This is a genomic window from Streptomyces sp. NPDC088747, assembly GCF_044751025.1.
Taxonomy (GTDB): Bacteria; Actinomycetota; Actinomycetes; order Streptomycetales; family Streptomycetaceae; genus Streptomyces.
Genome location: NZ_JBIVKZ010000001.1, coordinates 119,840 through 142,684, shown reverse-complemented (window position 1 = coordinate 142,684; position 22,845 = coordinate 119,840). Strand labels below are relative to the sequence as shown.

36 protein-coding genes, 2 tRNA genes and 2 pseudogenes are annotated in these 22,845 nt (G+C 67.9%); 37 read left to right on the top strand and 3 right to left on the bottom strand.

Annotation, left to right across the window (positions count from 1 at the left end; translation table 11 throughout):
* The first annotated feature begins 14 nt into the window (after positions 1 to 14).
* Positions 15 to 668, top strand: coding sequence for an alpha-ketoglutarate-dependent dioxygenase AlkB family protein (locus ACIP79_RS00885; RefSeq protein WP_401217445.1), 654 nt, complete (start codon positions 15 to 17; stop codon positions 666 to 668).
* 39 nt (positions 669 to 707) lie between these two features.
* The gene (locus ACIP79_RS00880; protein ID WP_383688963.1) at positions 708 to 1,946 is read left to right on the top strand and encodes an ROK family protein; all 1,239 of its coding nucleotides are present in this window, start codon (positions 708 to 710) and stop codon (positions 1,944 to 1,946) included.
* A gap of 165 nt (positions 1,947 to 2,111) precedes the next feature.
* Here ACIP79_RS00880 and ACIP79_RS00875 read toward each other — a convergent pair whose 3' ends face one another.
* The 3 genes and pseudogenes from ACIP79_RS00875 to ACIP79_RS00865 all read right to left on the bottom strand — a co-directional run.
* Complete coding sequence (locus tag ACIP79_RS00875) at positions 2,112 to 3,023, bottom strand: phosphotriesterase (RefSeq protein ID WP_401219156.1); 912 nt, start codon at positions 3,021 to 3,023, stop codon at positions 2,112 to 2,114.
* Entirely contained in the window at positions 3,020 to 3,604 is a 585-nt protein-coding gene (locus ACIP79_RS00870) for a DUF4865 family protein (protein WP_401217442.1), read from the bottom strand. Before ACIP79_RS00870 ends, ACIP79_RS00875 begins: the two co-directional genes overlap by 4 nt.
* A gap of 43 nt (positions 3,605 to 3,647) precedes the next feature.
* Positions 3,648 to 4,094: pseudogene (locus ACIP79_RS00865) on the bottom strand (TetR/AcrR family transcriptional regulator); the annotation flags it as partial.
* Between the two features lie 145 nt (positions 4,095 to 4,239).
* On the opposite strand from ACIP79_RS00865, the gene ACIP79_RS00860 reads away from it, so the two are divergent.
* From ACIP79_RS00860 to ACIP79_RS00690, 35 genes and pseudogenes are all read left to right on the top strand, one after another.
* Entirely contained in the window at positions 4,240 to 4,407 is a 168-nt protein-coding gene (locus tag ACIP79_RS00860; protein ID WP_401217439.1) for a hypothetical protein, read from the top strand.
* A 119-nt stretch (positions 4,408 to 4,526) separates the two neighbouring features.
* Positions 4,527 to 4,919 (top strand): hypothetical protein, encoded by a 393-nt coding sequence (locus ACIP79_RS00855; RefSeq protein ID WP_401217437.1) that lies wholly within the window; start codon positions 4,527 to 4,529, stop codon positions 4,917 to 4,919.
* The gene (locus ACIP79_RS00850) at positions 4,916 to 5,266 is read left to right on the top strand and encodes a hypothetical protein (protein ID WP_401217434.1); all 351 of its coding nucleotides are present in this window, start codon (positions 4,916 to 4,918) and stop codon (positions 5,264 to 5,266) included. The genes ACIP79_RS00855 and ACIP79_RS00850 overlap by 4 nt, the downstream gene beginning before the upstream one ends.
* 8 nt (positions 5,267 to 5,274) lie before the next feature.
* Positions 5,275 to 5,604 (top strand): hypothetical protein, encoded by a 330-nt coding sequence (locus ACIP79_RS00845; RefSeq protein WP_401217432.1) that lies wholly within the window; start codon positions 5,275 to 5,277, stop codon positions 5,602 to 5,604.
* A 126-nt stretch (positions 5,605 to 5,730) separates the two neighbouring features.
* Positions 5,731 to 6,054 (top strand): hypothetical protein, encoded by a 324-nt coding sequence (locus ACIP79_RS00840; RefSeq protein WP_401217429.1) that lies wholly within the window; start codon positions 5,731 to 5,733, stop codon positions 6,052 to 6,054.
* Positions 6,051 to 6,272 (top strand): hypothetical protein, encoded by a 222-nt coding sequence (locus tag ACIP79_RS00835; RefSeq protein WP_401217426.1) that lies wholly within the window; start codon positions 6,051 to 6,053, stop codon positions 6,270 to 6,272. Before ACIP79_RS00840 ends, ACIP79_RS00835 begins: the two co-directional genes overlap by 4 nt.
* Before the next feature lie 121 nt (positions 6,273 to 6,393).
* Positions 6,394 to 6,469, top strand: a tRNA-Arg gene (locus ACIP79_RS00830).
* A 294-nt stretch (positions 6,470 to 6,763) separates the two neighbouring features.
* Positions 6,764 to 6,836: transfer RNA gene (locus tag ACIP79_RS00825), tRNA-Asn, on the top strand.
* 226 nt (positions 6,837 to 7,062) lie between these two features.
* On the top strand, positions 7,063 to 7,203 hold the full coding sequence (locus tag ACIP79_RS00820) for a hypothetical protein (protein ID WP_401217423.1): 141 nt from the start codon (positions 7,063 to 7,065) through the stop codon (positions 7,201 to 7,203).
* Positions 7,200 to 7,553 carry a hypothetical protein gene (locus ACIP79_RS00815; RefSeq protein WP_401217420.1) on the top strand — a complete coding sequence of 118 codons (354 nt, stop codon included), beginning with the start codon at positions 7,200 to 7,202 and terminating at the stop codon, positions 7,551 to 7,553. Before ACIP79_RS00820 ends, ACIP79_RS00815 begins: the two co-directional genes overlap by 4 nt.
* Positions 7,550 to 7,717, top strand: a complete 168-nt coding sequence (locus ACIP79_RS00810; RefSeq protein WP_401217417.1) for a hypothetical protein — start codon at positions 7,550 to 7,552, stop codon at positions 7,715 to 7,717. Before ACIP79_RS00815 ends, ACIP79_RS00810 begins: the two co-directional genes overlap by 4 nt.
* Positions 7,714 to 7,974: a DUF6303 family protein gene (locus tag ACIP79_RS00805; RefSeq protein WP_401217414.1), complete on the top strand. Its 261-nt coding sequence runs from the start codon at positions 7,714 to 7,716 to the stop codon at positions 7,972 to 7,974. The genes ACIP79_RS00810 and ACIP79_RS00805 overlap by 4 nt, the downstream gene beginning before the upstream one ends.
* A 175-nt stretch (positions 7,975 to 8,149) precedes the next feature.
* On the top strand, positions 8,150 to 8,473 hold the full coding sequence (locus tag ACIP79_RS00800) for a hypothetical protein (RefSeq protein ID WP_401217410.1): 324 nt from the start codon (positions 8,150 to 8,152) through the stop codon (positions 8,471 to 8,473).
* Positions 8,466 to 8,756, top strand: coding sequence for a hypothetical protein (locus ACIP79_RS00795; RefSeq protein ID WP_401217407.1), 291 nt, complete (start codon positions 8,466 to 8,468; stop codon positions 8,754 to 8,756). The genes ACIP79_RS00800 and ACIP79_RS00795 overlap by 8 nt, the downstream gene beginning before the upstream one ends.
* Positions 8,757 to 8,782: 26 nt before the next feature.
* Positions 8,783 to 10,297, top strand: coding sequence for a DNA cytosine methyltransferase (locus ACIP79_RS00790; protein ID WP_401217404.1), 1,515 nt, complete (start codon positions 8,783 to 8,785; stop codon positions 10,295 to 10,297).
* A 58-nt stretch (positions 10,298 to 10,355) separates the two neighbouring features.
* Complete coding sequence (locus ACIP79_RS00785; protein WP_401219250.1) at positions 10,356 to 10,559, top strand: hypothetical protein; 204 nt, start codon at positions 10,356 to 10,358, stop codon at positions 10,557 to 10,559.
* Positions 10,560 to 10,587: 28 nt separating this feature from the next.
* Positions 10,588 to 10,845: pseudogene (locus tag ACIP79_RS00780) on the top strand (endonuclease VII domain-containing protein); the annotation flags it as partial.
* Between the two features lie 759 nt (positions 10,846 to 11,604).
* On the top strand, positions 11,605 to 12,618 hold the full coding sequence (locus ACIP79_RS00775; RefSeq protein ID WP_401217401.1) for a hypothetical protein: 1,014 nt from the start codon (positions 11,605 to 11,607) through the stop codon (positions 12,616 to 12,618).
* A gap of 40 nt (positions 12,619 to 12,658) precedes the next feature.
* Complete coding sequence (locus tag ACIP79_RS00770; protein ID WP_401219153.1) at positions 12,659 to 12,844, top strand: BldC family transcriptional regulator; 186 nt, start codon at positions 12,659 to 12,661, stop codon at positions 12,842 to 12,844.
* Positions 12,841 to 12,966, top strand: a complete 126-nt coding sequence (locus ACIP79_RS00765; protein WP_401217399.1) for a hypothetical protein — start codon at positions 12,841 to 12,843, stop codon at positions 12,964 to 12,966. The genes ACIP79_RS00770 and ACIP79_RS00765 overlap by 4 nt, the downstream gene beginning before the upstream one ends.
* 132 nt (positions 12,967 to 13,098) lie before the next feature.
* A complete protein-coding gene (locus ACIP79_RS00760) occupies positions 13,099 to 13,407 on the top strand; it encodes a hypothetical protein (RefSeq protein WP_401217396.1) in 309 nt (102 codons plus the stop codon).
* Positions 13,404 to 13,670 (top strand): hypothetical protein, encoded by a 267-nt coding sequence (locus ACIP79_RS00755; protein ID WP_401217393.1) that lies wholly within the window; start codon positions 13,404 to 13,406, stop codon positions 13,668 to 13,670. Before ACIP79_RS00760 ends, ACIP79_RS00755 begins: the two co-directional genes overlap by 4 nt.
* Positions 13,667 to 14,566 carry a hypothetical protein gene (locus ACIP79_RS00750; RefSeq protein ID WP_401217390.1) on the top strand — a complete coding sequence of 300 codons (900 nt, stop codon included), beginning with the start codon at positions 13,667 to 13,669 and terminating at the stop codon, positions 14,564 to 14,566. The genes ACIP79_RS00755 and ACIP79_RS00750 overlap by 4 nt, the downstream gene beginning before the upstream one ends.
* Before the next feature lie 78 nt (positions 14,567 to 14,644).
* Positions 14,645 to 14,983, top strand: coding sequence for a hypothetical protein (locus tag ACIP79_RS00745; protein ID WP_401217388.1), 339 nt, complete (start codon positions 14,645 to 14,647; stop codon positions 14,981 to 14,983).
* A gap of 115 nt (positions 14,984 to 15,098) precedes the next feature.
* Positions 15,099 to 16,379: a helicase-related protein gene (locus ACIP79_RS00740; RefSeq protein WP_401217385.1), complete on the top strand. Its 1,281-nt coding sequence runs from the start codon at positions 15,099 to 15,101 to the stop codon at positions 16,377 to 16,379.
* Positions 16,376 to 17,302, top strand: coding sequence for a DNA-methyltransferase (locus ACIP79_RS00735; protein ID WP_401217383.1), 927 nt, complete (start codon positions 16,376 to 16,378; stop codon positions 17,300 to 17,302). The genes ACIP79_RS00740 and ACIP79_RS00735 overlap by 4 nt, the downstream gene beginning before the upstream one ends.
* Positions 17,299 to 17,604 carry a hypothetical protein gene (locus tag ACIP79_RS00730; protein ID WP_401217380.1) on the top strand — a complete coding sequence of 102 codons (306 nt, stop codon included), beginning with the start codon at positions 17,299 to 17,301 and terminating at the stop codon, positions 17,602 to 17,604. The genes ACIP79_RS00735 and ACIP79_RS00730 overlap by 4 nt, the downstream gene beginning before the upstream one ends.
* Positions 17,601 to 18,518 carry a bifunctional DNA primase/polymerase gene (locus ACIP79_RS00725; RefSeq protein WP_401217377.1) on the top strand — a complete coding sequence of 306 codons (918 nt, stop codon included), beginning with the start codon at positions 17,601 to 17,603 and terminating at the stop codon, positions 18,516 to 18,518. The genes ACIP79_RS00730 and ACIP79_RS00725 overlap by 4 nt, the downstream gene beginning before the upstream one ends.
* Positions 18,515 to 18,673 carry a hypothetical protein gene (locus ACIP79_RS00720; RefSeq protein ID WP_401217374.1) on the top strand — a complete coding sequence of 53 codons (159 nt, stop codon included), beginning with the start codon at positions 18,515 to 18,517 and terminating at the stop codon, positions 18,671 to 18,673. Before ACIP79_RS00725 ends, ACIP79_RS00720 begins: the two co-directional genes overlap by 4 nt.
* A 32-nt stretch (positions 18,674 to 18,705) precedes the next feature.
* A complete protein-coding gene (locus tag ACIP79_RS00715; RefSeq protein ID WP_401217371.1) occupies positions 18,706 to 18,828 on the top strand; it encodes a hypothetical protein in 123 nt (40 codons plus the stop codon).
* Positions 18,825 to 19,067 carry a hypothetical protein gene (locus ACIP79_RS00710; protein ID WP_401217368.1) on the top strand — a complete coding sequence of 81 codons (243 nt, stop codon included), beginning with the start codon at positions 18,825 to 18,827 and terminating at the stop codon, positions 19,065 to 19,067. Before ACIP79_RS00715 ends, ACIP79_RS00710 begins: the two co-directional genes overlap by 4 nt.
* A gap of 160 nt (positions 19,068 to 19,227) precedes the next feature.
* Positions 19,228 to 19,461, top strand: coding sequence for a hypothetical protein (locus ACIP79_RS00705; protein WP_401217365.1), 234 nt, complete (start codon positions 19,228 to 19,230; stop codon positions 19,459 to 19,461).
* On the top strand, positions 19,454 to 19,696 hold the full coding sequence (locus ACIP79_RS00700; protein WP_401217363.1) for a hypothetical protein: 243 nt from the start codon (positions 19,454 to 19,456) through the stop codon (positions 19,694 to 19,696). The genes ACIP79_RS00705 and ACIP79_RS00700 overlap by 8 nt, the downstream gene beginning before the upstream one ends.
* A gap of 158 nt (positions 19,697 to 19,854) precedes the next feature.
* The gene (locus ACIP79_RS00695; protein ID WP_401217360.1) at positions 19,855 to 20,640 is read left to right on the top strand and encodes a MerR family transcriptional regulator; all 786 of its coding nucleotides are present in this window, start codon (positions 19,855 to 19,857) and stop codon (positions 20,638 to 20,640) included.
* Entirely contained in the window at positions 20,637 to 22,811 is a 2,175-nt protein-coding gene (locus ACIP79_RS00690) for an FtsK/SpoIIIE domain-containing protein (RefSeq protein ID WP_401217357.1), read from the top strand. Before ACIP79_RS00695 ends, ACIP79_RS00690 begins: the two co-directional genes overlap by 4 nt.
* The last annotated feature ends 34 nt before the right edge of the window (positions 22,812 to 22,845 follow it).

Genomic DNA, 22,845 nt, shown 5'->3' with positions numbered 1-22,845 from the left:
GGGAGGACAGGGAGATGTCGATGTTGTTCCCCCGAGACCGGACGGAGATCGCTCCTGACGCCGTCCACGTGCCCGACTGGCTGGATCCCGGCCGCCAGCTGAAGCTCCTGGAGTCGTGCCGCGAGTGGGCCCGCCCGCCATCAGGTCTGCGCACCGTACGCACCCCGGGCGGCGGCACGATGACCGCCCGGCAAGTCTGCCTGGGCTGGCACTGGTACCCCTACGGCTACGCCCGCACCGTCGTCGACGGCGACGGAGGACCCGTGAAACCGTTCCCCGGGTGGCTGGACGAGCTGGGACGGGACGCGGTCACGGAGGCCCTCGGAGGCGGGGCCGCGACAGCCGCGTACGACATCGCACTGATCAACTTCTACGACGCCGACGCCCGTATGGGCATGCACCGCGACAGCGACGAGCGGTCGGAGGCGCCGGTGGTGTCGCTGAGCCTGGGCGACACCTGCGTCTTCCGGTTCGGGAACCCCGAGACGCGGACCCGGCCGTACACCGATGTCGAGCTGCGCAGCGGTGACCTGTTCGTGTTCGGGGGAGCCTCCCGGCTCGCCCATCACGGGGTGCCCAGGGTGCTCGCGGGTACGGCGCCGCCCGAGTTGGGACTGACCGGGCGGCTGAACGTCACCCTGCGGGTGAGCGGCTTCCGGGCGGCATGAGGGGCCACCGCACGAGCGGATCATGGGACACTCGCCCTCATGAACGGCAAGGCGGGCCCCCGGGTGGCGGGGGAAGGGAACACACGGACGCGGCTGGACCGGGGGCGCGGGGCACTCGGCCCCGCGCTGGAGCTCGTGCACACCGGGCGTGCGCCGACGCGAGCCGTGCTCACCGCCGAACTGGGGGTCACCCGGGCCACCGCGGGCGCGGTCGCCGCCGAGCTGGAGGCGCTCGGGCTGATCAGGGTCGACGCGCGGCCCGGAGCGGCGGCGGGCTCGCAGGGCCGGCCCTCGCACCGCCTTGAGGTCGCCGAGGACGGCCCCGTCGTGCTCGCCGCGCAGGTGCACGCCGACGGGTTCCGCGCCGCGCTGATCGGTCTCGGCGGGCGTCTCGTCGCGACCGCGCCCGGCTGCGAGACGGTCGAGGCGGACCCGGCGAAGGTGCTCGGCTCCGTCGTCGAGGCCGGCGCCGACCTGCTCCGCGAGACCGGGCTGCGCTGCGTGGGCGCCGGACTCGCCGTGCCGTCCGCCGTCGCCGAACCCGAGGGGCTCGCCCTCAACCCGCTGCACCTGGCCTGGCCCGCGGGGTCCCCGGTGCGCCGGATCTTCGCCGAGAAGGTGCGCGCGGCCGGCATCCAGGGGCCCGCGTTCGCGGCCAACGACGTGAACCTCGCCGCCCTCGCCGAACACCGCCACGGCGCGGGGCGCGGCGCCCGCGACCTGCTGTGCGTGGCCACCGGACACCGGGGCGTCGGCGGGGCGCTCGTGCTCGACGGCCGCCTGCACACGGGCAGTTCGGGGCTCGCCCTCGAAGTCGGCCACCTCACCGTCAACCCCGAGGGCCGCCCCTGTCACTGCGGAAGCCGCGGCTGTCTCGACGTCGAGGCCGACCCGTTGGCCTTCCTCACCGCGGCCGGCCTGGAACCCGGCCCCGAGGTCTCACTCCTCCAGCAGGCCAACGACCTGATCCAGCACCGGTACGACGACCCGGCCGTCCGGCTGGCCACCGAGGCGCTGATCGACCGGCTCGGCCTCGGACTCGCCGGCCTGGTCAACATCCTCAACCCGGACCGCATCATCCTCGGCGGACTGCACCGCAGCCTGCTGGACGCCGACCCGCACCGCCTGCGCGCCGTCGTGGCCGACCGCAGCCTGTGGGGCCAGAGCGGCGGAGTCCCGATCCTCGCCTGCACCCTGGACCACAACAGCCTGGTCGGAGCGGCTGAGTTGGCGTGGCAGCCGGTGCTCGACGATCCGCTGACGGCGCTGGTCTCCTGAGTCCGGCGGGGTCGGTGACGTCGTCGCTCACCGCCAGTCGACACCGACACCGACACCGACACCGGGACGCCATCGACGCCGGGACATCATCGCCTATCGCCTATCGCCTATCGCCTATCGCCTATCGCGGGTCGCCGGTCGACTCCGACGCCGGCACGTTGTCGCCTACCGCCAATCGACACCGAAGGCCCGGCCGGGATTCACGGTGAGCATCAGCTCCACCAGCCTTTCGCCGAGGGCCAGTTCGAGCCTCGGACGCACTCTGCGCAGCAGATAGGGCATCCCCGGACCGCCGTCGACCGAGCGGGCCCCGGCGGTCGTCGTGTCCCCGCCGAGGAGCAGCCGCTCGCCGAAACCCGCGTCGGCGAGGGCGGACACGGCGTCGGGCATGCGCCAGTCGGTGGCGTGGTTGGTCCGGGAGGGGCCGTCGAAGGCGAGGTAGGCCCCCGACCCGGCCGCCTGACGCTGCGTCACCAGGTCGGGCGAGCGGTTGAGATGGCCGAGGATCACCCGGTGCGGGGGCACCTCCAACTCGCCGCACAACAGGTCCAGTACGTCGAGTGCCCCGGTGCCCAGCTCCAGGTGGACGGCGATCGGCGCGCCCGTCGCGTGGTGGGCCTCGGCCGCGGCGGTCATCGTCCAGCGGGTGTGCGCGTCCAGGGCGTGGAAGCCGCCCGCGACCTTGACCAGTCCGGCCCGGACCCCCGAGGTGCCGATGCCCGTGGTCAGCTCGGAGACGAAGAGCTCGGCGAGCCCGCCGCGCCGCGGCTCGGCCAGCGACTCGGGCGTGTAGTGCGCCGCCTGGTGCAGCCCGGTCGCCGCGACCACCTGGACTCCGGTCGCACGCGAGAGCAGTGGCAGATCGGCGGCGCGACGGCCCATGCCGTACGGCGTCCACTGCACGACACTGCCGCCGCCCGCCGCACGGAACGCGGCGAGTTCGGCACGCGCGGCGGAGGCGTCGTTGAGTTCCTGGCCGGCGAGCAGAGGGCTGCTGAGGAACAGGTGGTCGTGCGCGTCGCACACCCCCAACTCCTCGGGGAGCACGTCCCCGAGGACGGTCCGCACCACGGTCACCACTGCCGGCCGCCCGGCAGCCGGTCGCGCTCCGGCGTGTTCAGGTACAGCACGCGGAACATCTCACCCGGCGCCTTCGGCGTGTCGTGTTCCCAGAGCGAGAAGTGCACGAGCTCCCACGCTCCCGGATCCACGACGGCGACCGCGCAGAGGGCACCGTCCAGCGCGGCCAGCCGCTCCGTCTCCCGTACGGCCTCCGCCGTCACCTCGGACAGGCGCGCGCCCTCGGGCACGCTCCGCCGCCCACGCACCGCGACCGCGGCAGGGGAACCGGCGGCGACTCCCTCCTCGTACGCCAGGCACGCCCAGTGCCGCACCCGGGGCCGCCCGAAGTCGTCGGCCAGGCCCTGGAATCCGGGCCCCCAGAGGAAGGAGTTCATGCCTTCGGGGGTGTTCCACAGATAGAACGGCGCGTACTGGTTGACCGGCGATCCGTCGACCCCGCGCTCGCGCGCCAGGTAGGCCTTCAGCCCGAGGCCGGGGAAGTCGTCGAGCAGTGGCCCCTTGCCCGTCGCCCGTGCGCGGACGATGTCCATGTCGTAGTCGGCGGGCAGGGTGACCTCGTACTGCATGGCGTGCATCAGGTGCCTCCTGGCTCGGGTCGTGCGGGTGACGCGGCCCTCGTCACCGGACGGGGGCGAGCAGGGAGAGCAGTCCGCGGACTCCCGTGTCGAAGGCGGCCGGTGAACCGGAGGCGCGCGCCAGCACATAGCCGCCCTGCACGGTCGCCACGATCGTCGCGGCGATCTCCTCCGCGTCGAGCGAGGCGGCGAACTGGCCCCGTTCCTTGCCCTCTTCGACGATTCCGGCCAGCCGCTCACGCAGCCAGTCGATCGTCTCGTCGACCGGGGCGCGCAGTTCGTCGTTCGCGATCACGTCCGGGTCCATCGTCAGCCGCCCGACGGGACAGCCGCGCAGGACTTCACGCTCGCGGCGCAGGTATGCCTCGACACGTTCGTACGGTGAGCCGGGCGCGCTCAGCGCCTTCTCGGCGGTGGCGCGCAGCTCGTCGGCGGTGCGGCGGATCGCGGCGAGGGCCAGGTCGGGCTTGCCCTTGAAGTGGTGGTACATGATGTAATTCTGACCACCTCTCTACCTGCGGTTCTTTCGAGCCACTCCGATTGGCTCGAACCAGCATTCTAGGCGCCCGCAGATTGGGCGCCTTTCTCATGCCTGCGGATTATGCCGCGGCGTCATCCATCAGAGAGGCACAGCAATGATCGACCAGACCCCCAACAAGCCGGCCGGTGGACTCAAGGCGGTCCGCGACTTCTTCGGCTTCAAGCTCGCCGACATGAAGGCGGAGTGGACGAACGGCGGGCTCACCGACGAGGACAAGCAGCAGCTTCTCGCGGGGCTCACCGACGGCACCCTGACGTACTGATCCACCCCGCCGCGAGCCGACTTTCTGTCATACAAAAAATCATCCCGCACGGCCTTGACGAGTCATGATCCCAGCGGGATATTTGTATTACAGAAAGTCGGCGCGGCAGGGGAGACGGCATGAAGGCCTACAAGGTCAAAGGCACGACGAACGACGTCACCACCTGCGACCAGTGCTCACGTGTCGAGCTCAAGGGCACGGTCGTCATGGCCGCGCTGGACGCCGACGGCAACGAAGAAGAGATCCTCTACTTCGGCACCTCGTGCGCCGCCAGGGCGTCCGGCTGGACGCAGCGCGAGATCAAGGCTCGCGCCAAGACGGCGGACACCGAGAAGCGTGAGGCCGCACGCCGTATCCGTGATGAAGAGTCCCGCCGCTACTGCGCCGCCCGTGACGCGTACTTCCTGAACAAGTACGGGACCAAGAGCCACTTCGACGTGGCGTGGGAACTGGGCGTCAAGGCACACACGCTGCTCATGGAATTCGACGCGCAGTACAAGGCGACGTCATGAAGACCACCGTCGCTGAGTATCTCGCCAGCCGGGGCCTCCCTGCCGACTGGCGGTACGCCTCCCCGTTTGGTCGCCTCGCCGCTGAGACGTACCGGGCGCATTACCACCGCGAGCCGCGCCGCGCATTCCGCTTCATCAACGGCCGCTTCCGCCGCGTCATGGCGTACCGCCCGAGTGAGGTGCACGTCATGGCCACGGCATGGGACCGCTACCCGCGCACCAACCCGGCTGCCGTTCCGGCGCCGCGCCGCACTCTCGCCCGTATCGATCGGGAGCTGAGTGCGTACGTGAGCGGTGACGCGATGCGGTGGCAGCCCGGATCCGAGCCGATCTCCAACCACCCGTAGGGGGAGTCATGGGCGGCATCAGGGAACTGATCATCGAATGGCAAACGACTCGCACGGTTGTTGCCGAGGTCGAGCGTGCTGAGCATCCGGACATCGTCGACCGCCACGGCCGCACCTGGACATGGGTGAGCAAAGACCTGTACCGCCATTGCGGTAACGCAGCCCCTGTCTGGATGATCAACGACTTCGGACTCCCCACGCAGGCGGCACTCGACAACCCGAATTACGACCTGTGCGAGATCTGCCTGAACGGACGGATACGCAACGTGCCGGACTGCAAACCGGAATGGAACTGCTCGCACACGATGCATCAGCGTGAGTCGGGCGGCGGCGCGTGACGATCGGCCTCCCGGTCACTTCCTGGTCGGGCTTCGGTACCTGACCACCCACAGACAGGCGCCCCCGCCGAACTCCCCCCGAGGCGGGGGCGCCGTTCCAGTCGAGACCCCTGAAAGGGGCGCACGATGGCAACAGCAGTCCACAGGCCCCTGACTCAGGCGACGAGCCTGATCACCTTCGCTGAAGAGCACGGCTGGACGGTGCTCGAACAGTGGACACCGCCGAAGTTCAAGGGCGCCCCGGTCCTGCGCGTGCTCATCGGACGGCGCGTCTCCAAGACCGAGTCGTACCTGTTCCGGCTGGAGTTCCGCACCGACGGCAGCAAGTCGCACCGCGGCGGCTGGCAGGCGCGCACCCCCCGGATCCCGGCGTGGCACAAGGCGCCCCCGGCCGCAGCGATCCGCAACATCATCGCGGCGAACCCGGTACGGAAAGCGGGCGAGTCATGACACTGCACTGGAGTGTCATTCCTCCCGCCCACTGCGGGCCCGAATCCGCCGTCCTGGAATACCGCGCCGCGCAGTACGAGCGCGAGCAGGCCGAGCGGGATTTCATGAAGACCGACCGCGGAACGCTTGAAGCGTGGAGCGCATCCAACTACATGGAGTCCGCGTTCCAGGCTGAGGGTTCCCTGTACTGGCCGGCTGCCGAGAGGTACGGCCAATAGCTCCCCTGCCCGTCTGGTGTCGGACCGGCCGGACAGGGACTTCGCGTCCGAGCGATGGCGCGAAGAGAGAGAACGCTCCGGGGGCTGTGTCCCCGTCCGGCTCCCGGAGCGTTCTCGGAAAGCCCCCGTAGCTCAATGGATAGAGCACCTGATTACGGATCAGGGTGTTGCAGGTTCGAATCCTGCCGGGGGTACCAACACCGCCAGTCCATACCCGGACTGACCCCAGGGTATTGGGGAGTTGCTGAACACCCGACGCATTGCGGTCACTGCGTCGGCATGAGTGGGATAGGAGAGAAGCCATATGTCCAGTACCGAAGCCAGTGCCGCGTACCGGCAGTTCGTTGCCGACGGCATCGACGCGGAACACGCGCTCGCCCTGACGGTCGCGCTCATTCACCGGTCGCAGCCGACCGGCTGAGACGACCCGCTCAACAACTGAATAGCAGAGGCGGGCGTCTTCGTCGTCCACGGTTGCCCGCCTCTGTCGGTCCCTCGTAGCTCAATCGGCAGAGCGGCGGATTGTTAATCCGTAGGTTCCTGGTTCGAGTCCAGGTGAGGGAGCGGGGCGCGGTGTGGCCCAATTACCGGCGGAGAACCCAACCCAGGGCCGTGACAGGTGAACCCCGCAGGCAGTTGACAACTAAATAGCGGGACCGGGGTCATAGGCTTCTGACCGGTGTAACCGGTCCCGCCCTGCAAGCTTCGGGAAACGTCCCTTGGGGGGACCCGTCGCGCCCGCGAGAGGGGCGCACTCCTTAACCTGCATTACCGCCCTGAGGGGGGCGTCATGTCCGAAGCGACACCCGATGAACTCGTTGCGCAGCTGGACGAATTCGATCCTATCGAGCACGCCTTTCAGGCGCTCGTCATCCTGTACCCCGAGCATGTCGCGGAAGCCGCCGACCAGGTAGTGGGCGGTGCGTCGTGACTGCCTTCATCGAGCACACGACCAGGGTGGACGTTACGTTCGCGCTTGGGGACGTCGATGATTTGCCGCACGTGCTTGGAGATCGCGTCGTCATCCCGGAGCGAGTTGCCTTGCGGCTGAGGCGCGAGGAGACCCCAGCGGGAATGCGAGAGTGGGCGATAGTAGGCGTCTACGGCCCGCGCCGCTTGAAGTCCGGCAAGCCAGGACAGGAGATCTCCATTCACGGCTGGGACAAAGCCGTCAATGACTGGGGACATGTCTCCACGCGCCGCCCGGACTGGCTGACGGAGCGGCTCGCGGAACACCTGCCCGACGGCTGGTCGCCCGCCCTGTTGGAACTGCCGTCATGACCCGGCAGCGGATCCAGAAGCAGAAGACGGTACAGCGCCGCGAGCGGGGCGACGACGGCGACGGTGGCACCGACGACCGGGCGCGCGGCGAGCGGGCTTCCACGCGGGCGCAGGGCGTGACCGAGGCGGCGCGCCGCTTCCTGGCGCGGGTGCCGCGGCCGTGAGCGCGGTCAGAGCACAGATGGCTCGGGACGATGAGGCCTGGTGCCTGTACGTGGCCGTCGCCCCGGGACGTGCTGCGGAGTGGCCGCGGTACGTCTGGCCGAAGGGTCACCGCAACACGCCGACCGTGGGCGAGCGGGACAGGGCTCTCGCCCGCCTCGGCTTCCGGCGCGGCGCTGAATTCTGGGACTGGCGCGAGCGCGAACTGAGCAACCACCGGGTGGACTTGTTCGCTGCGATCGAGGTGCTTCCCGAGTGAGGCTCCGCATGCGCAGGCGGTGCGCGCATCTCGTGCTACCGCAGTGCGGCTACTGCCGCGCGGTCGTCAGGTGGACGTACCTGGCCACCTCGGACACACATCCCCTGCCAGCCGGCACCACAGCCCTGCTGTGCCTGGAGTGCTGGCAGGAACTGAGACGAGAGGACGCCGAACAGTGAGCAAGGTCGAAGTCGGCGACGACATTGCGAAGTTGTACGAAGAGGTGAAGGCCGCGTCCGCGGCGCGCCTGAAGTGGGAGACCTACGAGAAGAAGATGAAGGCGGATCTCCTGAAGGCGCTGGGCTACGACCCCGACGACGACAAGCCGAAGTCGGCGAGTGTGGTTGACGCGGCCGGCGCCCCGCTGTTCGAGGTCGACGTGACGTTCCGGAAGGGCTTCGACAAGTCGCGTCTCGCGACGCACTACCCCGCGGCGTTCGCGGACTGCGAGACGAAGACCCCGGTCAAGACCATCCGGCCCGCCGCGGCGGATGGGTGACATCCGCGAGTGGACGTTCAGCCACCACGCGCTGAGCCGCGCCGTGGATATGGCGCTGGACCCGGACGAAATAAAGGCCGCGTTGGAAAACCCGACGCGGCCTTTGCCGTCGAAGAATTACGAAGGCTGCCATGTCATTCACACGGAGCGGTTGACATTCGCTGTGGATCTCAGGCGGAAGCTCGTCATCACCATCGGGTGGAACACGTTCGACGGTAAGCGCGCGTACCGGTACAGCCGGGACAGCGACATCGAATTCATTCGGGATCCCAAAAAGCCCTAGGGGGAGCGTTGCCGCTCGAAGAAAGAATGGCGCTGTACGAACTGTTCGCCCGGCTCGGCATCATCACCTGGCTGGACGGCTTCTGCGGCGGCGGCGGATCGTCCATTGGAATCCATCAGATCCCGGGTCAGCGCGTCCGCATCGCCATCAACCACTGGCGTCCGGCGATCAACATCCATGAGGCCAACCACCAGGACACGGACCATGACTGCGCGGACATGTCGCAGGTGGATCCGTACCGGTACCCGACAACCGACTGTGCCTGGTTCTCGCCGTCGTGCACGAAGCACAGCGTGGCGCAGGGCAAGAAGCGGCCCGTCCGCCAGGACGACGCGGGCGAGCGGTCGCGCGCCACGATGTGGGACGTGCAGCGTTTCGCGGAGGTGCACCGGTACCGGTTCATCATCGTCGAGAACGTCGTTGAGGTGCGGAACTGGTGGGCGTTCCGGGCGTGGAAGCTCGCGCTCTCGGATACGGGCTACTGCCTGCACGAGGTGTTCCTCAATGCCGCGCACGCGGGTGCCCTGGGCCGGACGGCGAACCAGTCGCGCGACCGCTGGTTCTGCCTCATGCACCCGCACGGCACCCGCTGCCCGGACACCGACCGCTGGATCTCGCCGCGGGCGCAGTGCGCGAACTGCGGCACGGTCCAGGGACGTCAGGCGTGGGGCGTCGACAAGAAGACGGGCCTGTCCAAGGAGGCGGGCAAGTACCGGCAGCAGTACCGGTACGCGTGCCGCACCTGCGGCGACGTGGTGCGCCCGTTCATCCGGCCGGCTCGTGACCTGATCGACTGGTCGTTGCCGATTCCCGCCATCAGCGCGCGCCCGAAGACGGCCGAGAAGCCCGAGGGTCTCGCAGAGAAGACGATGGAGCGGATCCGGTACGGGCTGCGCACGTACGGCCATGCCCTGGTGCCGTGCGAAGGCCGCGACGGGAAGCGTCCGTTCCCTCTCGATGCACCGCACCGCACGGTGACGACCCGCAACGAGACAGGCCTCCTGGTCCCGTACTACTCGAACGGCCACGCCCGCACGACCAGCGAGCCGGCGATGACGGTGACGGGCGTCGACACTGCGGGGCTTCTTGTTCCGGCGGGCGGTACGTGGAATGACACGGCGTACCCGGTCGACCAAGTCTCCCGCACCGTCATGACGCGGGAGACGACGGCGCTCTGTGTGCCGCCGTTCATGACGGAGCTGCGGGGCGGCGGCTCGAAGGCGCGCCGCCTGTCGGAGCCGTTGTCGTCGGTGTGTGCGTCGGGCAACCATCACGGCTGCACGGTGCCGCCCGCCGGTGAAGTGCCCGACGATCTGTACTCGCCGGCCGGACGGGAGTACGTCCAGGCGTGCGGCTTCCGCATGTTGGAGCCGCACGAGTACGCGGCGTTCCAGGCCTTCCCTGACACCTACGACTGGGCTCCGGACAGCTTTCCCCGCCCGCTCAGCAAACGGCACCGCGTCCGCATGATCGGCAACGCGGTGCCGCCGAACATGGCGCGGGACCTGGTCGGCTGCGCCCTCGAATCCATGGCGGCTTGAGCGAGCCATGTGCCGGGGGGATCTGCTGCAAGGGCACCTCTGGAACTCCCTCATCGGGGTGCCCTCGAAGGTCATTGAATGCGACTGGTGCACGCAATGCGGCACACCGCGCCCCGGCTTCATCGATCCCGCTGAGAAATGGAAGAAGGCGGAAGGTGAAAGCAAGGAAGTGCAAGGACTGCCCGCCGACCGGAAAGAGGGCGGCGCCGCACCCCGGACCGAGATGCGCAACGCATCACCGGGAAGAGAAGAAGCGGCGTAAGGCGGCGGCGCACGAGGCGCGGGCGCAAGCGGTGTACGGGTTGGGGCCTGGCGACTACGGCCGGTTGTACGAGCTGCAAGGCGGGCGCTGCGCGATATGCCGCCGCGCGACGGGGGCGACGCGGCGCCTGTCCATCGATCACGACCACGCGACGGGAGATGTCCGCGGTCTTCTCTGCCGCCCGTGCAACACACTGCTCGGTCACGCCCGCGACGAACTCGACTTCTTCAAGCGTGCCTATCGGTACCTGAAATTCCCACCCGCCCGAAAGCTAGAGGAACCGTGAATGGCCGCAGACCGATACCGCTGTAAGGAATGCCTCAAGAACGTCACGGCAACCGGCCGTTCTCCGAGCCCGCTCCGCTATCGCAAGCACGACAAAGCGAGCGACGAAGAGTGCCCGATGTCCCGCACCATTATCCCGGGATGGATCGTCCGGCGCGGGCCGGAAGCTGAGGACGACGACCGCCCCATCGTGGGCCGCGACTACGCGGAGTGCCCCGGCTGCGGGCGGTCGCCGCTGCTGGACGCCGACGGGAAGTACGCCCTGCACATCAAGGTGCCCGGCGTCCCCAGTCCGGACCGAGTCAACTGCCCGATGTCGGGCCGGCCTTACGCCCCGGAGGGGGAGGAATGCGCGACGGAGTCCCCTACATCGGGCGAGAGCCCGAGTGCAGCTACTGCCCCCCAGAGTCCTGCCACGGATGCCCGCCCGGCTGCGAGCCCTGCGCGCGGAAGCGAGGAGCCGACGGAAGCCGAGGAGATGCTCAGCAGTTGGGCAACGACGATTCGGCAGATCGAGGACCGGAACCTTCCGGAGACGGATCAATCCCCGGAGTCGACGCCTACGCGGCCGGCCTTGCCGCCGCGGCCCGACGCTCCCGCGGCGCCGCCTTCGGCTGTGGCGAGTGCCCCGGCGGATACGGCTCCGGGGGCTGCGACTTCACCTGTGACGGGCAGTTCGCCCCCGCCGGGCGAGACGCTCTCCCCGCGGAGTGCCCGCACCCCGGCGAGCACCAGCACGGACAGTGCAGCCCCGGCACCTGTGGATGTCCTGGCGGCAGCGACGCGGGAAGTTCAGAAGGTGATGCCGGGGGCGGTAGTCGAGTACGACGCGACGCCGATCCCGCTCCTGAAGGACGCTGCCCTCACGCCGACACCGGATGCGGAACCTTCGACGGCTGCAACGCCGACGACCCGGGCGGATGCGCCGCCTTCGAGTAGCCCTTTCGCGCGGCCCGGCAGCCCGTTCAGCCAACCGGACACGGCGCCCGCGGCCGTGACGCCCGCCATCCCAATGAGCGTGCTTGGTGAGCAAGTCGTGGCACGCATGAAAGAGGTTTTCTATGCGTACACGAACCGCATGGATCGCAGCGTTCAGGAAACGTTGGGTCCGTCGGAAATCGGTACACCCTGTGACCGGCGAATTGCCATGTCCCTCCTGCGGATTCCTCCTGTCAATCCGGGCGGAGACAACTGGGCATCATTCAAGGGAACTTGTGTTCACGCAGGTCTGGCCGAGGTGTTCGTGTGGGCCGACGCGAATCAAGGTCGGTTTGCTGTCGAGGTCCCGCTGACTTTTCCCAACGAGCACGTACCGAAAGGCACGTCGGATCTGCTTGACCGCATGGTCTTCATGGTCGACGACCACAAAGTCATGGGTCGCTGGTCGCTGGAGAAGTTGATCACAGAGGGGATGCCGCTCAAGTACCGCGTCCAACTGCATGTGTACGGATTTGGACAGCGTCTCAAGGGCGAGCAGATTGATTACGTCTGCCTTCTCGCGTGGCCCATCGAAGATTCCAATCTCGACAGCATGTACGCCATCGTCGAGCCGTACGACCCGCAGATAGCGCGCGACGCGCTCGAACGAGTCGACCGTATCGCCGAAGAAGTGAAGGCCCACCAGACCGAGCGCTCCACGTGGGCCGGAATCGATATCGCCGCGCACGAGCTGGGTATCGCCCGGGAATTCCACGTCGCCGACGATTGCAAGTACTGCCCGTTCTTCGCTCCCGGGGATCCGAATATGGAGCGCGGGTGTCCAGGCCGTGAGTAACCCGAAGACGCGTAAGGAGGTGGCCCTATTGGAATCGGAAATGAATGAGCCCCTGCTGACGCCGGGAGAAGTCGCGTCAATGTTCCGCGTCAATTCGCGGACAGTGGCCCGGTGGGCAAAGGCCGGAAAGCTTTCCACCGTCCTGACGGTGGGCGGCATGCGCCGCTACAGCGAGCGGGAAGTGCGTGCGCTTCTCGAAGACTCGCGGACGGAGCGCATCGCGTGACGTTGCTGCTTGCGCTGTTGCACGGCGCTTTCCCGAAGCTGCACCGGTGGGCGGAGATGACCCGTGGTCCGCTGCGCTGGACGTGCGCGGGCTGCGGCGCCCGCAGAACGGAGATGCCGTGACGCGACGACTCATCGCGTGGGCGTTCTTCTTCATCAGCCTTGGCGTCATCGCGTTCGTGGCCTGCGGCACCGACGCGAACGCCCCTGACCCCTGCCCTTCCATCCGATACCCGTGTCACGAATAGAGGATCAATGACCCGCAACAGGAAGTTGGCCATGGCGGGGCTCGCAGCCGGCGTGTTCGCGCTCGCCGGCTGCGCGTCCGCCGGTGAGCCGTACAACGACGCACCGATCGACCACAAGGTTGACCGCCCCGCCGTCGTGTACGCCGCGCCGGACGGCTTCGCCAACTACATGGAGTCGTGCGACGACTTCGGCAATCTCGTGCTGACCACGCGAGACGGACAGGGCGGCGGCAAGACGGTCACCGTCGTGAAGGACGAAGAGGCGTGCGCCCCGTTCGACAAGGGCGTGGGCGGCTGGAAGAAGGCGCGCCCGTGATGCACGACGCCGCGCACCCCAATGCCGGGCGGACGGTCACGGTCGACATGGGCGACGGGCCTGTGCCGTACGACATCGAGGACTGGTGGGACCGGATCTCCGGCGGCTCATGGATGTTCGCCGAGGGTAATCCCGCCGCGCTCAAGTACGCCGTGCGGAGCGCATTCGCAAACCTCCCGACGGACGACGAAGTTGTGTACGGAAAGGTCGGCCACCTCGGTCACATCGTGCACGTGTCAGAGATAAAGGAAGAGGGCAAGTGAGCACACCGCAGAACCCCTTCGCGCAGCCTGACAAGGGCGACCGGTTCACGCCGCGCGACCACCCCGAATGGCTCGGCAGACTGTTCCTGATCTACCCGGACAGCGTCAGCCAGCAGATGGGCACGAACGGCCAGGGGCAGCCCGAGCCGTACGAGGTCGTCGAAGCGGACGTTGTCATCGTCGACCTGGTCAACCCGGAGACCGGGCAGCCCACCGTGCTGACCAACGCGCGCATAGGCGGCAAGGCGATCGTGCCGCAGATCAAGAAGCACACCGGCGGCGGCATGGTGCTGGGCCGGCTCGCACAGACTGCGGCGCAGGGCCAGAAGTCCGGCGCCTTCTACCTCGCGGACTACAGCGACGCCGACGTGCAGACCGCGACGCAGTACATCAACGCGCACCCGCGCAACCAATTCACGCAGCCGACGGCGCAGCAGGCCCCGGCGGCTCCGCCTCAGCAGTGGGGCCAGGCGCCGTACGGCGCGCCCCCGGCGGGCGGGCAGGCGCAGCCTCAGTACGCCTCGCAGGCGTTGCCGTACGACCCGTGGCAGGGCACGCAGACGGCCCCTGCTCCGCAGGCTCAGGCGGCTCCCGCGGGCCCTCCTCCGGGGCAGTGGCAGGCTCCCCCTCAGCAGCAGTGGCAGGCGCCTGCCGGTTCAGCGCCGGGAGCCCCTGTCCCGGGCGGCCCTGCCTCTCCGTCTGCGCCGTGGGGCCAGCCTGCCGGGAACGCCCCGGCGCCCGCTGCTGTTCCGGCTGCGGCTCCTCAGCAGAGTGCTACTGGTGAGCCGCAGAACCCCGCCCTGGTGCAGTTCCTTCAGTCGAAGGGTGTGCCGGTCACGCCGGACATGACCAACGGTCAGATGCAGATGATCGCGGCGACGTACCAGGCGCAGTAGCCCGCCACCTCACCCCACCGCCGGACGCACCCGCCCCGGGTTGCGTCCTTTTTATGTCCTGATCCAGGAGAGAAGTCCGTGAGCGAAGAGCAGTACGACTACGACGAAGAGCCCGAGTGGGATGCCGAGCAGGATGGTGCAGTTCCCGAGGCCGAGTCGGCGCCGAAGGCGAAGAGGGGCCGCAAGCCGCTGACCTTCGCCAAGGCGGCGGGAGACTTCGAGCGCGCCAAGATCAAGTTCGACAAGGCGCAGAAGGCGTCGGACACCCACGCCGAGCGGCTCGAAGCGGCGCGAGTCAAGTACGAAGCCGTCAAGGGCGAGGGCGACAACCTCGGGCCGGCGCTCGAAGAGGCAGGCGCGGCGCTGGACGCCGCGCGCGCTGCGTTCGAAGAGGCGCACGCCGCGCTGAACAGCTGACACACCCCGTGGGCGCGGTCCTTGTGGCCGCGCCCTTTGTCATGCGGACAGGGGCGCGTCGTTGCGTGCTCACCCATTGATCCGCCCCTGTCCGCTTGATGATGAAGGGAATGCCTTGACGGACTACCAGGAGTTTCTCGCCTCGAAGCGCAGACGAGAGATGCCGACCGGGCGCGTGGTCGACCCGGGGGAGGTACACCCGCGGCTGTACGACTGGCAGCGTGAGTTCGTCGTGTGGGCGGTACGCACCGGCCGCGCCGCGCTGTGGTGGGATACAGGACTCGGCAAGACCGCGGCACAGATCGAGTGGGCGCGGCTGTCCGGCCGGCGCACGTTGATCGTGGCACCGCTCGCGGTCTGCCATCAGACGATCGAGGAAGCCGCGGAGCTGGACGTCAAGGCGACGTACGTCCGCGGCAGCGACCAGGCGCAGGGCCCCGGTTTGTGGATCACGAACTATGAGATGGTCGGGCACTTCGACCCCTCGGACCTTGACGCCGTCGTGCTGGACGAAGCGTCGATCCTGAAGAACCACACAGGCAAGACGCGCAACGCCCTGATCCAGCACTTCGCGAAGGTGCCGTACCGTCTCGCGTGCACCGCTACCCCGGCGCCCAACGATCCCGCGGAGCTGACAAGTCAAGCCGAGTTCCTCGGGGTGATGCGGCGCCCGGAGATGCTCGCGACGTACTTCATCAACGACGGCAAGGAGTGGCGGCTCAAGCACCACGGACGCGCATCGATGTTCCATTGGATGGCGACGTGGGCGGCGGCGCTCCGCTCGCCGGCCGACGTGGGCTATCCGGCGGGGCGGTACAACCTGCCACCGCTGAAGATCCGCACGCACCTGGTGGAGACGCACGGGCTGTACGCCCTCGGGGGCGTGACCGGGCGAGCGGAGATGCGCGCCGCGACGGTCGACGACCGTGTTGCCCGCGCCGTGAGGCTGGTTGAAGCCGAGCCTCAAGAGCCGTGGCTTCTGTGGTGTGGCCGGAACGACGAAGCGGCAGCGCTCGCGGCAGACATCCCCGGCGCAGTCAATGTGCATGGGTCGATGTCTCCTGAGGAGAAGGCGGAACACCTTCTCGCGTTCGCGCACGGCGAGATCAAGCACTTGGTGACTAAGCCGTCCATCGCAGGTTTCGGCATGAACTGGCAGCACTGCGCACGAACTGCATTCGTCGGCCTGTCGGATTCCTGGGAGCAGTATTACCAGGCGATACGGCGATGCTGGCGCTACGGCCAGACCCGTCCGGTACACGCGCACATCGTGCTGTCCGATATTGAATCAGGCATAGCAGAGAACGTCAGCCGGAAAGATCGCGAAGCTTCGCGCATGGTCACTGAAATGGTGGCCGCGATGAATCACATACGGAACGGAGGCGCGGGGATATGACGACCGAATATCAGACGGATACTGCGACCGGCGACGGATGGGCCCTGCACCTTGGCGACAGCTGCGAAGTCTTGCGAGGCCTTGCCGACAAGTCCGTTGACCTCACGTGCTACTCGCCCCCGTTTGCCTCGCTCTATACCTACTCTGACAGCCTGCGGGACATGGGGAATTCGAAGAGCCGTCGGGAATTCTTCGACCACTACTCGTTCGTCATACGCGAGTTGTTCCGTGTGACGAAGCCGGGGCGAATCTCGGCAGTCCACGTATCGGACGTTGCGCTGAGCAAGGCCGTCCAGGGATACATGGGCCTGTACGACTTCCCGGGCGACGTGATCCGCGCGCACAAGCGGGCGGGCTGGATCTTCTACGGGCGCGCCTTGGTTGACAAGAACCCACAGGCGCAGGCGATACGGACGAAGTCGCACGCCCTCATGTTCGTGACGAAGAACCGCGACTCCAGTGCGACGCGGCCCGCTATCGGTGACCACCTCCTGGTCTTCAAGAAGCCGGGTACTAACGCCGTGCGGATCAAGACGGATGTCACGAATGACGAGTGGATCGAGTGGGCGCGCCCCATCTGGAAGGGCTTGTCCGACGAAGAGACCGTGGCGGCGATGGAACGTGAAGGCCTAGTGCCCGCGCCTGGCTGGTACGGCGTCAACGAGACGCGCACTCTGAACCACCGATCAGCGCGCGGCGAGCGGGACGAGAAGCACATCTGCCCGCTTCAGCTCGACTTCATCGAGCGGTGCGTACGGCTGTGGTCCAACAAGGGCGAGACGGTTCTGTCGCCTTTCGCGGGCGTCGGCTCCGAGGTCTACACCGCCGTGAAGCTGGGACGTCGCGGCATCGGCATCGAGCTGAAGCCGTCGTACTTCCGGACGGCAATCGAGAACGTGAAGGGGGTGACAAAGTCGCCATGAAAGAGATGACGTTCGACGGTGAGGCGGGCGTGTTCCTCACCGCGGAGGAGCACGCGAGCCTCCGGAAGAACACGCCGATCCAGCGCGGCCAGGTATGGCGCCGAAAGATGCTGCCCGGTAACGATCCGCACTACATCTACCTGCTCGCCGTGGATGATGCAGCTCAAGTCGTTGTGGACCAGATCATCAAATCGCCAAACGACCCCGCACCCAAGTACGAGGGCAGCGGCGGCGGCGTCGGCTACGCCCGCACATTCCGAGACGTCCGACTGAAGTACGAGTTCGTCGGCGCGGCGCCGTGAACCTGATCGGGTACGCCCTCGGAGCGCAGCAGCGGGGGTTCCACATCTTCCCGTGTAACGAAGCCGGGACGCGGTGCCCGCAGTCCGGCGACATCATCGACAAGCAGCCGCACCTTCTCACCCCGGTCAAGCCGTACAAGATCCGCTGGGGCGAAGAGGCGACGAACGATCTTGACCGGGTCATCAAGGTCTGGTCGTGGTCGCCGGCCGCGAACATCGGCGTCGCATGCAAGCCGTCCGGCCTGCTGGTCGTTGACTGCGACATCGCGAAGACGCCGGGGCAGTTGAAGGGCACCGCGTATGCGGAGCTCCACGACACGCTCGGGCCGATGGCGGACGGGCACGACGTCCTCAAGGCAGTGTGCGAGCGGCACGGCGGGGACTGGGAAGAGCTCAACGACACGTACCGCGTGTGCACCGGATCGATGGGGCTGCACCTGTACTTCGCGTGGCCGGACGGCGTACGCGCCTCACAGGCGTCGCTCGTCAAGGGCGTGCTCGACATCCGGTGCAACGGCGGGGAGCGGGGCGGCTACGTCCTCGGGGCGGGCTCGATCACGTCGAAGGGTTCGTACATCGCTGAGAACGCGAGCCCCATCCGGCCCGCCCCGCGGTGGCTGGTCGAACTGTGCCGCGAGCCGGCCGCACCGCCAAAGCCGCTCTTCGCTCAGCCGCGCCGGACGGGCGGCATCTCTGGCTTGGTCGACACCGTGCTGACGGCCCCCGACGGCAACCTGTCGAACGCCCTGTACTGGGCGGCCCGTGCGGCGTGCTCCGACGGGATCCCGGTGGACGACGCCATCGACCAGTTGGGCGGGGCGTACGTCACCGCCAACGGCCGCGGAGGACACCGCCAGGCAGAATCCTCAGTCCGGTCCGCGTACCGCAACCAGCAACGGAAGGAGGGGCTGTGAGCAGTCCCATGCAGCCACTCGGGCGCGGCTGGTTCTATGCCGGGAAGGGCTTCACTCACCGCGGCGTGTGGCGGTGGACCGGGCGCCGCAACATCCGGGTGATCCCGCTCAACAGGTTCCGCGAGTGGCTCGGGCCGAAGGGGTGGGAAGGATGAGGACCGCCGCCTACTGCCTGGCGTGCGGCGCCGTGGCTACGCTCGCCGGCACGCTCGCGTCGCTGCCCTTCGACGGCACCGCTGCTGTCGTCGCGTGGGCGGGCGTGGGTTCCGTCGTGGCATTCTGCCTCGGACTCGACAGGGGCACGCGGTGACCACTATTCCCGAGCCCGTCACCATCGATCGGTCGACGCGCCCCGACATTGCCCATCTGCGCTGCCTGCTCTGCTTCCCGACGTGGATACCAGACGGCACGTTTGCCGTGTGCGGCTACCTGTTCAAGACCGACGGCGCAGAAGAGGCGCTTCCGGAAAAACGCTGCGTCGTCTGCGTCGACATGGAAGACCGTCACTTCGTCTTGCACTATATGCGCGGCGAGATGCCCGGGTCATGAGCGAGTGCGCCCACTGCGTCCGCCTCTGCTGTGAATGCGGATGGGCGGGATACCGGCTGAAGTCCGATGACCGCCCGTGCCCTTGGTGCTGGAGGCGAGAACACTTCGTTTCTGCAGCGGTCAAACATCGCATCTGGAGCAGTAAGCATTGGAAGGCGCAATGACCAAGTGCACGTGCCCTGATCAATGGTTCGAACTCATCGGGGCTGACATATGCGCCAACGAGGAATGCCCCGCCTATTCGCGGTGCGCCGGCCAGACCATGGACGGTCCGCCATGCGGCGGCTGCGATGACTGCGTACTCGCGCAAGTCCTCTACGCGGACGATGGCACCATGGCGCAGGCGCTCGCGGCCTATCACCTGTGGGTGCAAGGGCAGGTGGCGAATGCCTGAGCGCGTGACAGAAGACTGGTGCTTTTCTCACGGCCGCGTCGAGCCGGATGACGAGAACACCTACCGCGTCTGCCTGGAATGCAGCCACGTATTCCAGACCGAGGCGGATCTGATCCGCGACCACAACGCGGAGCTTGCCGAGGTGCGCGTCAGGCAGCCCGGCGCCCCCGTCCTGCCTGACGCCACGTCCGGCGAAGAGATCTGGACGTGCCCGCACTGCATCCACGACTTCTGACGTGGCGCACCATGGCGAATAACCGAACACCCTTGCGGCGCACCGCCGTTGGGCGTATACGGATAAACAGCCCCGTTGCAGCGGGGCGTTAACCAGCGGGCCCCGGCGGCGGTTGCAGCCGCACGCCGGGACCACTTGACCAAGGAGAAGCATCCTCCGTGGCCCGGAAGAAGACTAAGTCCGTACCCCCTGCGGTGATCAAGACCCGTGAAGGGGGAACACCCTGGAATCTGACCGCATCACTGGTCGGATTCGCCGTCATTCTCATCGCCCTCGCAGCCGTCGCCATCGTCGGCATGCGCGTCTCGTGGGTGCCGCTGCGCGATACCGCGGACACCATCGGGCTCCGCGAAGTCCGGCAGTTCTACCCGCTCGTCATCGACCTGCTCGCCGGGCTCGCCGTCGTCGCGTCGATCGCGCTATACGGATCGAGCGGTTACCGGTGGGCGATCGGGACCGTCATCGGACTCACCGCCATTTCGCTCACGCTGAACGTTGCGCACGGCAGTGCAGCCGCGGGCGTCGATGCGTCCAGCGATGCGCCGACGTGGGGCCACGTGATCCTTGCGTCCGCCGCACCGGTCATCTGCATCGGCTTCGGCACGCACCTTGCATCGCTCGTATGGGGCCGCGTTGCGGAGTCGTACAAGGCGTCGCACGGCGCAACGCCCCCCGTTGCAGCGACATCCGCCGTGCGCTCCTTCCGGTGGGCGGACGCAGTCCCGCAGGGGGTGCAGCTGCTGCCCGTCGTGGCGGCTGCAACGGTGCCCGCGCAGAGGGGCGGCGGAACGCTGACGACCGCTGAGGTCGCGGCGCTCAAGGGCGTGACGGCGGAGACGGTCCGGTCATGGAAGCACCGGGGGTTGCTGACGCCCGTTGCAACTGATCCGTCGAACGGCTCGAACCTGTTCGACGCAGCGGATGTGGCGGCACTCCAGCCATGACCATTCCCACCGGCAGTCACGGTGCGCTGATCAACGGCACCGAACAGCCCGTCAAGTTCAACAAGATCAAAGAGGATGCCGGGAGCGAGACGTACGCGCTCGAACCCGAGGCGCCGCCCGAGCCCGTCGACACCCCCGAAGTAGCGGCGGACTCGGGATCGTGGATCGGGCAGCGCCGCGCCTACCTGGACAGCGCGCCGCCGGTGCTGCCGTCATGGCTGCGCCACGGCGCGGAGTTCGCCGACAACGTCCGGTGGGCGGTCCTGTTCTACGCCCACTTCTGCACCTTCCACGCCGTCCGTACGCCGGTCTACCTGGTGCGGCTGATCCTGCTCGCGCCGCGGGGCGCCGGCCGTCTCATCGTCCGGTGGGGGCGGTGGGTGGCCGACACCGAAGCGCGGCCGGTGGAAGCGAAAGCCGCGGGCACGGCGGACATCGAGGCGTGGCTCGCCCTGTCGCGGGAGAAGTCACGCCGCGTGCGGCCTCGCCGGATCATGTCGCTGACCCTCGCTCTCCTGTCGCTGGTCACCGTTCTGGTGGCGAGCCTGCTCGCGCCCGTGCCGACTGTGGCGGCAGCCGTTGCAGCCGTTGCACTCATCGGCGCGCACGGACGGAGGGTGGACAAGCCGATCATCACGAGGTACCTCTCGATCCATCTCCAGCGCCCCCTCGATTCCGAGGAACTGGCGCGCGCGCTCGAAGAGATCGGCATCAAGGGCGCGGTCCGGTTCGTCGCGCCCATCGCCATCGACGGCCCCGGCTGGCTGGCGCAGGTCGACCTGCCGGGCGGAACGCTCGCTGACGTCCTGCTCGACAAGCGCAAGGAACTGGCCGGTGCGATGCGCCGTCCGCTGCAATGCGTGTGGCCTTCGGTCGGCAGCGAGCATCCGTCGCGGTCCAACATCTGGGTCGCGAAGAAGGATCCACGGAACATCAAACGCCCGTGGCCGCTACTCAGCGGCGGGACCGTCGACATGTACGGCGAGTTCCCCTACGGCGTGACCCCCAAGGGCGACGTCGTCCTACTGGCGCTGATCGGTACGAACGTGCTGATCGGCGGGGTGATGGGATCCGGCAAGACGTCCGCCGTGATGGTCATCGCTCTGGCCGGCGCCCTCGACGCGACGTGCGAGCTGTGGATCTTCGAGCTCAAGGGTTCGGGCGACGCGGAGTCCGTGAAGCCGATCTGTCACCGCTACGTCCAGGGTGACGATGACGAGCACTGCGAGGCGGCGCTCGAAGGTGCGTACGCCCTCGAAGCGGAGATGAAGCGGCGCAAGAAGATCGTTGCCGGTCTGCCGATAGAGGACGTTCCCACCGGCCGCAAGGTGACGCGCAAAATCGCCGCGAAGTACCCGCACCTGAGGCTGCATCCGGTTCTTGCGATCTTCGACGAGGTGCACACGCTCTTCGAGCACCCCGTGTACGGCAAGGAAGCCGAGGCGGTGTTCGCCCGGCTGATCCGCAAGGCCAGGGCGTACGGGATCATTCTCGTTCTGACCACACAGCGGCCCGACGCGAAGTCGATCCCGAAGAAGGTCAGCGACAACGCGATCGTGCGGTTCTGCCTCGCGATCACCGGGCACGTCGCCAACGATCTGGTGCTCGGCACCGGGATGTACCGGCGCGGCGTCCGGGCGAACATCTTCGAGCCGGCCGAAGGCGACGACCCGAAGGACAGCGGCACCGGCTGGCTCGCCCGGTCCGCGAACAGCGCGAAGATCGTGCGGGCGTACTTCATCCCGCAGGCGGACGCGCGCGACGTCGGCAAGCGCGGCTACGCGCTGCGCCTCGCGGCAGGAACCCTGTCCGGTGAAGCGGCGGGCGAAGAGGTCGCACGCGTCGACCGCACCACCATCACGGACCACGTCCACGCCATCTGGCCGGACGCCGCGGAGACGGTGCACTCACACCGCCTGGTCGAATCCCTGGCGCACTTCATGCCCGAGCTGTACGGGGCGTGGCTGGACACCGAGAAGCCGATGGGCGACATGACCCCGGATGAAGTCCGCGAGGTCCGCACCGCCCGATCCACCACGCTCAGCGCCGCACTGAAGGTGCACAAAGTCCCGACTCGTCAGATCACTATCCGGGAGTGCTGCGGCGGCGCGAAGGGCGTGCGATTCGCCGACCTGCCAGCGCCGCGGGAAATCGACGAAGACGACGACTGACCCGGTTTCGGGGAGGGGTGCTGGTTTCACTCCG

Coding starts and splice junctions, on each gene's coding strand:
- ACIP79_RS00690 (WP_401217357.1), top strand. CDS start 20,637: ATGACCATTCCCACCGGCAGTCACGGTGCGCTGATCAACGGCACCGAA.
- ACIP79_RS00810 (WP_401217417.1), top strand. CDS start 7,550: ATGACCCGGCAGCGGATCCAGAAGCAGAAGACGGTACAGCGCCGCGAG.
- ACIP79_RS00885 (WP_401217445.1), top strand. CDS start 15: ATGTCGATGTTGTTCCCCCGAGACCGGACGGAGATCGCTCCTGACGCC.
- ACIP79_RS00705 (WP_401217365.1), top strand. CDS start 19,228: ATGACCAAGTGCACGTGCCCTGATCAATGGTTCGAACTCATCGGGGCT.
- ACIP79_RS00840 (WP_401217429.1), top strand. CDS start 5,731: ATGGCAACAGCAGTCCACAGGCCCCTGACTCAGGCGACGAGCCTGATC.
- ACIP79_RS00770 (WP_401219153.1), top strand. CDS start 12,659: ATGAATGAGCCCCTGCTGACGCCGGGAGAAGTCGCGTCAATGTTCCGC.
- ACIP79_RS00790 (WP_401217404.1), top strand. CDS start 8,783: ATGGCGCTGTACGAACTGTTCGCCCGGCTCGGCATCATCACCTGGCTG.
- ACIP79_RS00730 (WP_401217380.1), top strand. CDS start 17,299: ATGAAAGAGATGACGTTCGACGGTGAGGCGGGCGTGTTCCTCACCGCG.
- ACIP79_RS00870 (WP_401217442.1), bottom strand. CDS start 3,604: ATGCACGCCATGCAGTACGAGGTCACCCTGCCCGCCGACTACGACATG.
- ACIP79_RS00735 (WP_401217383.1), top strand. CDS start 16,376: ATGACGACCGAATATCAGACGGATACTGCGACCGGCGACGGATGGGCC.
- ACIP79_RS00880 (WP_383688963.1), top strand. CDS start 708: ATGAACGGCAAGGCGGGCCCCCGGGTGGCGGGGGAAGGGAACACACGG.
- ACIP79_RS00850 (WP_401217434.1), top strand. CDS start 4,916: ATGAAGACCACCGTCGCTGAGTATCTCGCCAGCCGGGGCCTCCCTGCC.
- ACIP79_RS00845 (WP_401217432.1), top strand. CDS start 5,275: ATGGGCGGCATCAGGGAACTGATCATCGAATGGCAAACGACTCGCACG.
- ACIP79_RS00795 (WP_401217407.1), top strand. CDS start 8,466: ATGGGTGACATCCGCGAGTGGACGTTCAGCCACCACGCGCTGAGCCGC.
- ACIP79_RS00860 (WP_401217439.1), top strand. CDS start 4,240: ATGATCGACCAGACCCCCAACAAGCCGGCCGGTGGACTCAAGGCGGTC.
- ACIP79_RS00820 (WP_401217423.1), top strand. CDS start 7,063: ATGTCCGAAGCGACACCCGATGAACTCGTTGCGCAGCTGGACGAATTC.
- ACIP79_RS00760 (WP_401217396.1), top strand. CDS start 13,099: ATGACCCGCAACAGGAAGTTGGCCATGGCGGGGCTCGCAGCCGGCGTG.
- ACIP79_RS00855 (WP_401217437.1), top strand. CDS start 4,527: ATGAAGGCCTACAAGGTCAAAGGCACGACGAACGACGTCACCACCTGC.
- ACIP79_RS00700 (WP_401217363.1), top strand. CDS start 19,454: ATGCCTGAGCGCGTGACAGAAGACTGGTGCTTTTCTCACGGCCGCGTC.
- ACIP79_RS00835 (WP_401217426.1), top strand. CDS start 6,051: ATGACACTGCACTGGAGTGTCATTCCTCCCGCCCACTGCGGGCCCGAA.